We start from the raw sequence: 6,751 nt of genomic DNA on the forward strand, positions 1-6,751 counted from the left end.
CGCCTTTGCCGCGAATCAGCTTGTACCGCCCCAGAATAACGCCCAGCCCCGAGCTGTCCATAAACTGAAGATCCTTCAAATTCAGCACAAGATGCTCCACCTGCTTCCGCAGAATCGCCTCATCCAGGTCCATTCTCACAAAATCAGCCGCATGATGGTCGAGCTCCCCGGTCAGACGGACGACCAGCACACCCCTGTGATGCTCCAACTGCACATGAGAATTCATATTCGCCACTCTCCTCTTCGTTGCTTTGAAACGGCCTTTGGCAGCTTACAACGTCTTCAAGGACAACGATTTCTACGCGGCGGAGAGCGAATCCTGCCTCACGACAAAACTAGAAGAAAACTCTTATCGTTCTACAAAAGGATCGGGATAACCCGGCAAAAACCGCCCTCTGTCCGTCAGTGAACCGAGAACATGGAGCCGGCCGTCCGCTTGAACAGCTTCCACCAGCCCGCCTTGGCAATATCCTCGGGCGCCTTCAGCTCATACTGCTTCACTACCGTATTGCCCTGGTACACGACCAGCTTGCCGATCGTTTGGCCCTTGGCAATTGGAGCCTTGACTTGATCCAGAATGACGGTCTCATGACGGACGCCTTCCTGGGTAACTCCCTTTTTCAGCAAAATGGTGTAGTCCTCTTGCGCCGTAATCGGCAGCTCGGCCTTGACGCCCTTGCCGATCTTGAGCGTGCCCAGCGTCTCGCCGGCTTTATGAATCGTGTGAACCTTGTACTGCGAGAACAGGAAGTCGAACATGCCCGAGACCTCGCTGTTGCGCGTCTTCGTATTGGGCTCTCCCAGCACGACGGCGACCGCCCGCAGCCCGTCTCTTGACGCGGTTGCCGACAGACAGAACTTGGCCTCCGATGTATAGCCGGTCTTCAGCCCGTCCGCTCCGGTATAGAAGCGCACCAGCTTGTTCGTATTCACGAGCCAGAACGGCTTCTTCGAGTCCTTGCGGAGATAATCCTGGTAGGAGCCGGTGTATTTGATAATCCGGTCATGCTTCAGCAGCTCGCGGCTCATAACGGCGATGTCATGCGCCGAGGAATAGTGGTTCTCGGCAGGAAGCCCGTTGCAGTTGGCGAAATGCGTATCCTTCATGCCGAGCTCCCCCGCCCGCTTGTTCATCAGATCGACAAAAGCGCTCTCCGAGCCGGCGAGCTTCTCCGCCATCGCCACGGACGCATCGTTGCCGGAGGCCATCGCGATGCCCTTCAGCATCTCGTCAACGGTCATTTCCTCACCTGGCTCCAGAAAGATCTGCGAGCCTCCCATCGAGGCGGCGTAATCGCTTGTCCGGACCTTGTCGGTCAGCTTCAGCCGTCCGTCATCCAGCGCTTCGACCGTGAGCAGCATCGTCATAATCTTCGTGATGCTTGCCGGAGGCAGCTTGTCGTGGCTGTTCTTCTCGTAAATGACGGTTCCGGTCCCGGCATCCATCAGAACCGCCGAGCGCGCCTGCGGCGCAAGATCGGCCGCCTTGGCCGCTCCTCCAGGCTTCTGCCCCTGTTCCTCCGCAAGCGCCGGGGTAACCAGGCTAACAGCGCTAAATACGATGCACAGCGCCAGCAAACCTAAGCGAAATTTTGTCATCAAAGTCCCCTCCTGAACGTTAACCTTCTTATCGCAGGTACTGTGTTCCAGTTTCGTCAGAAAAGGGTGGAAATATTCCATAATTTTGCTTGCGGGCAGGATTATTTACGGCGCAGCCCGAACTTTTTTGTGCATGGGCAGGAAGAGGAACGGCTCAAACCCCTTTATGCCGCTCAAACAATCAGGATGGAGGAATCCTATTGCAGACTCACAAATTAACAGGAAAACTGAATCAAACAGCGGACGAAACCGGTTTTTCGGGAACCATTGCGGTTAAAATTCCCGGGAGCGCCCTGATTGTATTGCCCTATGGCTTCGCGCAAAGAGAGAACCGGATTGCCAATAAAGCTTCTACCTCCTTCGGGACCGCTTCCGGCGGCAAGCTGTTTACGGCGGTCTCCATTTGTCAGCTTGCGGAAACCGGCGCATTGAAGCTGGAAGGCCTGGTCTCGGACTACCTCAATCTGGAGCAAGATTTCCCCCATTTCAGCCGGGAGATAACGATCCATCATCTGCTCACCCACTCCTCCGGGATCGGCGATTATTTCGATGAAGAAGCAATGGACGATTTCGAACAACTGTGGGAGAAGCACCCGATGTACAGACTCAGGAGACCCGGAGATTTTATCCCGTTAATCCGGGAGCTGCCGATGAAATTCACTCCGGGCGGGCGGTTTCACTACAATAACGCGGGGTATATCGTGCTTGGGCTTATCTTGGAGCGGGTGGCGGGCATGCCATTTGCCGATTATGTGGAAAGCCGGATTTTACAGCCCTGCAGGATGACAAGATCGGGCTATTTCCCGCTCGACGGGCTGCCGGCGGATACGGCAACAGGCTACATCGAGGAGGAGGATGGCGCCTGGAGAAGCAATATCTACTCTATTCCCGTCAAGGGCGGCGCGGATGGCGGCATATTCTTGACAGCGCCGGATATGCTTAAATTCTGGGATGCCCTGATGGGCGGCGGCCTTCTTGGAGCAGATCTGCTCGCACGCCTGCTGTCCCCGCAGATCGCCGACAGCGATGGCGAGTATTACGGTTACGGCATCTGGATTACTCAGCGGGACGGCACACCGGTGAAGTACCATATTATGGGCTCCGATCCCGGCGTCTCCTTTCGCTCCGCCTTCTACCCGGAGTCCGGGCTTACGCTGGCCGTAACCTGCAACCAAAGCAGGGGAGCTTACCGTATGATGCGGATGATTGAAGAGGAATTGCTTGCAGAGGGGCTGGCCGGGAAGGCATAATAAGCTTCCCAGACGGACTAATAATAAATAGGGGTGTCCCGTAAGCCATAGCAATGGCTGCCGGGACACCCCTGTTTTTTGCCGGGTCAGGCCCATCCGTGAACTGAAATTACTCCTTGATCCGGACCTGCGTAATCTCTCCTACATACAAACGATGGTAATTTTTGTCGGGATACATCTTGTGAATGTCTTCGTCCAGGAACTTGGCCGGGTCCAAATCCTGATAGTAGAGCTTGCGGCATTCAAGCACAAGTCTGGCCTCCTGGAAATACACGATCCCCGGCGTGTCTTCCACCGGAGTGATGTCCGCCGCCTCCGCCTTATCCATATCTCTCCCCGAAGCGCTGCCGCAGATTTCCAGCGCACTCCGGTAATCCTCCGTAAAGAACGACAGGGAGAACGTGTCGGAGGCTTCCATGAACTCATAAGTATAGCGGGTAGGTCTGACTACGCAAAAGGCGATTTTCTTGTGCCAGAGGATGCCCAGACCGCCCCAGCTGGCTGTCATCGTGTTATAATGCTCCGCTCCTCCAGCCGTAATCAGCATCCAATCTTCCCCGACCAGCTTGAACACATTATCCGTCAGTTCTTGCGGGTCCAATAATTTAAACGCTTCGCTCACACTCTCTCCTCCACCAACCAAAAATACAATCTATCCCAGTATACTCCACTAATACCGGGTTACGCCATCCTTTGTAACGATGGCATAGACGAGTGGGGGAGGGGTTACCGGCTGGGCCGTAATGCGGTAGGCTTCTAGCACCTTGTCCTCGGCTTCCTTCACCTTGTCGCCGGAGGCGTCGCTTATATGAAGGACAGCCAACGTGTCGCCGGCGGAGACGGCGTCGCCTACCTTCTTCGCCAGCACGATGCCGACGGCAAGGTCGATGACGGACTCCTTCGTCTCCCGTCCGGCGCCGAGCAGCATGGCGGCGACGCCGATTGCCTCAGCCTGGATCGCTTCGATATGGCCATCCGCCGCCGCTTTCACTTCTACCTGCTTGCGGGCGGCGGGCAGCGCCGAAGGGGATTCAATCTGGCTCACATCCCCGCCCTGGGCCGCGACGATCGCCTTCAGCTTCTCAAGCGCGCTGCCGTCCGCAATATGCTCCTCAAGGATCTTCCGGGCTTCCTCCGTATCCTTGGCTTTGCCGCCAAGCACCAGCATCTGGCTGCCAAGAATAAGGCATACCTCCGTCAGATCCTTCGGACCCTGGCCGCGCAGCGTTTCGATGCCTTCCTTGACTTCCAGCGCATTGCCGATGCCGTAGCCGAGCGGCTGATCCATGTCGCTGATGACGGCGACAGTGTTGCGGCCAAGCTGGGTGCCGATATCCACCATCGCCTGCGCCAGCTTGATGGAATCCTCCAGCGTCTTCATGAACGCGCCGCTTCCGGTCTTGACGTCCAGCACGATGGCGTCCGCGCCGGCGGCGATCTTCTTGCTCATGACGGAGCTTGCAATGAGCGGAATGGATTCCACGGTTGCCGTCACGTCCCGCAGAGCGTACAGCTTCTTGTCCGCCGGGGTGATATTGCCGGACTGGCCGATGACCGCCGCGCCGATCTCCCCGACCTGGGCGAAGAAGCGCTCGCGATCCATTTCAACGGAAAAGCCGGAGATGGACTCCAGCTTGTCCAGCGTACCGCCGGTGTGGCCGAGGCCGCGCCCGGACATTTTGGCGACCGGAACGCCCGCAGCCGCTACCAAGGGAGCGAGAACGACGGTCGTTTTGTCGCCCACGCCTCCGGTGGAATGCTTGTCCACCTTAACCCCGGCGATTGGACCAAGGTCAACCTGGTCGCCGGATTTGGCCATTTCCAGGGTCAAATCGCCGGTCTCCCTGGCGTTCATTCCCCGGAAATAGACGGCCATCGCCCAGGCGGACATTTGGTAATCGGGAATCTCTCCCCGGGTATAGCCTTGAATGAGAAAGGAAATTTCCTCGCTGGTCAGCTCTCTACCGTCTCTCTTCTTCTGGATAATGTCGACGGCCCGCATATCAAATTTGCACCTCGCGAACGAAGGCGCGGACAAGGCCGATAAACTTCGGCTTGGTCCGATTCGCCACCTTGACTACCTGCTCATGCGTCAGAGGCTCCAGCTCGTCGCCGATCGCCATGTCGGTGATACAGGTGATGCCGAGCACTCTCAGCCTGCTGTGGCTTGCGGCGATCACCTCGGGAACGGTGGACATGCCGACCGCGTCGCCGCCGAGAAACGCCAGCATATTCAGCTCGGACGGCGTCTCGTAGGTCGGGCCGCTGATACCGGCGTACACCCCTTCCTGAAGCTTAAGGCTCTCTCCGTCCTCTCCCTTGATTTCCGGCGCCAGCTTCTTGGCGAGCGCGATGTATTCCGGGTCGTAGGCGCGGGACATGTCCGGGAAGCGCACGCCAAGCTCCGGATCATTCGGGCCGATCAGCGGGTTGTCTCCCGTCATGTTCAGATGATCGGTAATCAGCATCAGATCGCCTGCCTTGAACGCCCGGTTCATGCCGCCGCCCGCATTGGTGATGACGAGCGTGCCGATGCCGAGCTTGGCCAGAACGTACACGGGCAGCACAACCTTGCGCATGGCATAGCCTTCGTAATAGTGGAATCGTCCCTGCATAATAATGACATCCTTGCCCTCTAGCTTGCCGATAACGAAGCGTCCGGCATGGCCTTCCACCGTCGAACGCGGAAAATGGGGAATCTCCTCGTAGGGCAAGTATACGGCATCCTCAATCTGGTCGCCCAGATCGCCAAGGCCGGAACCAAGGATGAGGCCGATCACCGGCTTGTAAGAGCCCAGCCTGGACTCTACATAGGCGGCGGCTTCCTTGACCTGTACTCCGTAAGCGGCGGCCTCTGATGTGTTGTTCGCGGATTGCGTCATGGTAGGGTTCCTCCTTTTACATATTCGGAATAAGAGCAAGCACAAGGCTCAGGAAGCGCTCGCGCACCCGCTCCGCCGTCTCCATCACTTCGTCATGGGACAGGGGCTGGTCCAGAATCCCTGCGGCCATGTTCGTAATACAGGAGATGCCGAGCACCTCGATCCCGGCATGGCGGGCGACGATGGTCTCGGAAACGGTGGACATGCCAACCGCATCGGCGCCCAGGCGCCGCAGCATGACGATCTCGGCGGGTGTCTCGTAGCACGGTCCGAGCAGACCCGCGTAGACGCCTTCCTTGAACGTAAAGTTCTGCGCCTTCGCGGTTTCGCGCGCCGCCGCGATCAGCCGGCGACTGTACGGCTCGGACATATCGGGGAACCTTACGCCAAGCTCGGAATCATTCGGCCCGATGAGCGGATTGCGGCCCGTCAGGTTGAGATGGTCGGTAAGGAGCATCAAATCTCCGGCGGAGTAATCCGTATTGACTCCCCCGGCGGCGTTGGTCACGAGCAGGCTCTTTACGCCAAGCTCCTTCATCACGCGAACGGGGAACGCGGTGGTCTCCGGTCCATAGCCCTCATACATGTGAAAGCGGCCCTTCATCATCACGACCTTGCGTCCCTCGATCGTGCCGATCAATAGTTCCCCTTCATGTCCCTCCACAGTGGACACCGGAAAATGGGGGATGTCCTGGTAAGGGATGCTGATCCCGTCCTGAATCAAATCGGCCAGAATGCCGAGGCCGGAGCCGAGAATCAGTCCGATTTCCGGCGCTTCCGCCCCTTTGCTCTTGATGTACCCTGCAGCTTCCTGAATCGCGCCGAGGCTTACTGTGTTGCTCATGTATGTTCCTCCTTAAAGTGGGCTTATGTGTAATTGATGCAGATTCTGAAAAAGACCATGACTCCGGCGGGTTATTTCAGCTCGCCAAGGAAGCTTGTCCCGTACCGCGGCGGCGCCGCTCCGAAGTTGTCGGCGATGGTCGCCGCCACATCCGAGAAGGTCGAGCGGACGCCCAG

General features: G+C 57.7%; 7 protein-coding genes. 1 reads left to right on the forward strand and 6 read right to left on the reverse strand.

What is annotated here, in order from left to right; translation table 11 throughout:
- On the reverse strand, positions 1-226 hold a 226-nt coding region (locus L692_RS0107070; protein ID WP_025698439.1), incomplete at its 3' end, for an STAS domain-containing protein.
- Between the two features lie 176 nt (positions 227-402).
- Positions 403-1,599 carry a D-alanyl-D-alanine carboxypeptidase family protein gene (locus L692_RS0107075; RefSeq protein WP_025698441.1) on the reverse strand — a complete coding sequence of 399 codons (1,197 nt, stop codon included), beginning with the start codon at positions 1,597-1,599 and terminating at the stop codon, positions 403-405.
- A gap of 200 nt (positions 1,600-1,799) precedes the next feature.
- On the opposite strand from L692_RS0107075, the gene L692_RS0107080 reads away from it, so the two are divergent.
- Positions 1,800-2,849 (forward strand): serine hydrolase domain-containing protein, encoded by a 1,050-nt coding sequence (locus tag L692_RS0107080; RefSeq protein ID WP_025698443.1) that lies wholly within the window; start codon positions 1,800-1,802, stop codon positions 2,847-2,849.
- A gap of 109 nt (positions 2,850-2,958) precedes the next feature.
- Here the strand turns inward: L692_RS0107080 and L692_RS0107085 are convergent, their stop codons facing one another.
- The 4 genes from L692_RS0107085 to L692_RS0107100 are packed head-to-tail and all read right to left on the reverse strand — an operon-like array spanning position 2,959 to position 6,575.
- On the reverse strand, positions 2,959-3,471 hold the full coding sequence (locus L692_RS0107085; protein WP_025698445.1) for a flavin reductase family protein: 513 nt from the start codon (positions 3,469-3,471) through the stop codon (positions 2,959-2,961).
- A 48-nt stretch (positions 3,472-3,519) separates the two neighbouring features.
- Complete coding sequence (locus tag L692_RS0107090) at positions 3,520-4,851, reverse strand: pyrimidine-nucleoside phosphorylase (RefSeq protein ID WP_025698447.1); 1,332 nt, start codon at positions 4,849-4,851, stop codon at positions 3,520-3,522.
- Position 4,852: 1 nt separating this feature from the next.
- Positions 4,853-5,731: a purine-nucleoside phosphorylase gene (locus L692_RS0107095; RefSeq protein WP_025698449.1), complete on the reverse strand. Its 879-nt coding sequence runs from the start codon at positions 5,729-5,731 to the stop codon at positions 4,853-4,855.
- Between the two features lie 16 nt (positions 5,732-5,747).
- Positions 5,748-6,575, reverse strand: coding sequence for a purine-nucleoside phosphorylase (locus L692_RS0107100; protein WP_025698451.1), 828 nt, complete (start codon positions 6,573-6,575; stop codon positions 5,748-5,750).
- Between the last annotated feature and the right edge of the window lie 176 nt (positions 6,576-6,751).

Origin of the sequence: Paenibacillus forsythiae T98 (assembly GCF_000520735.1) — a bacterium.
In the GTDB taxonomy this organism is placed as follows: Bacteria; Bacillota; Bacilli; order Paenibacillales; family Paenibacillaceae; genus Paenibacillus_AQ; species Paenibacillus_AQ forsythiae.

What these genes read in the sequence shown, in the direction of transcription:
- L692_RS0107075 (WP_025698441.1), bottom strand. Translation starts at nt 1,599, where the DNA reads ATGACAAAATTTCGCTTAGGTTTGCTGGCGCTGTGCATCGTATTTAGC.
- L692_RS0107090 (WP_025698447.1), bottom strand. Translation starts at nt 4,851, where the DNA reads ATGCGGGCCGTCGACATTATCCAGAAGAAGAGAGACGGTAGAGAGCTG.
- L692_RS0107095 (WP_025698449.1), bottom strand. Translation starts at nt 5,731, where the DNA reads ATGACGCAATCCGCGAACAACACATCAGAGGCCGCCGCTTACGGAGTA.
- L692_RS0107100 (WP_025698451.1), bottom strand. Translation starts at nt 6,575, where the DNA reads ATGAGCAACACAGTAAGCCTCGGCGCGATTCAGGAAGCTGCAGGGTAC.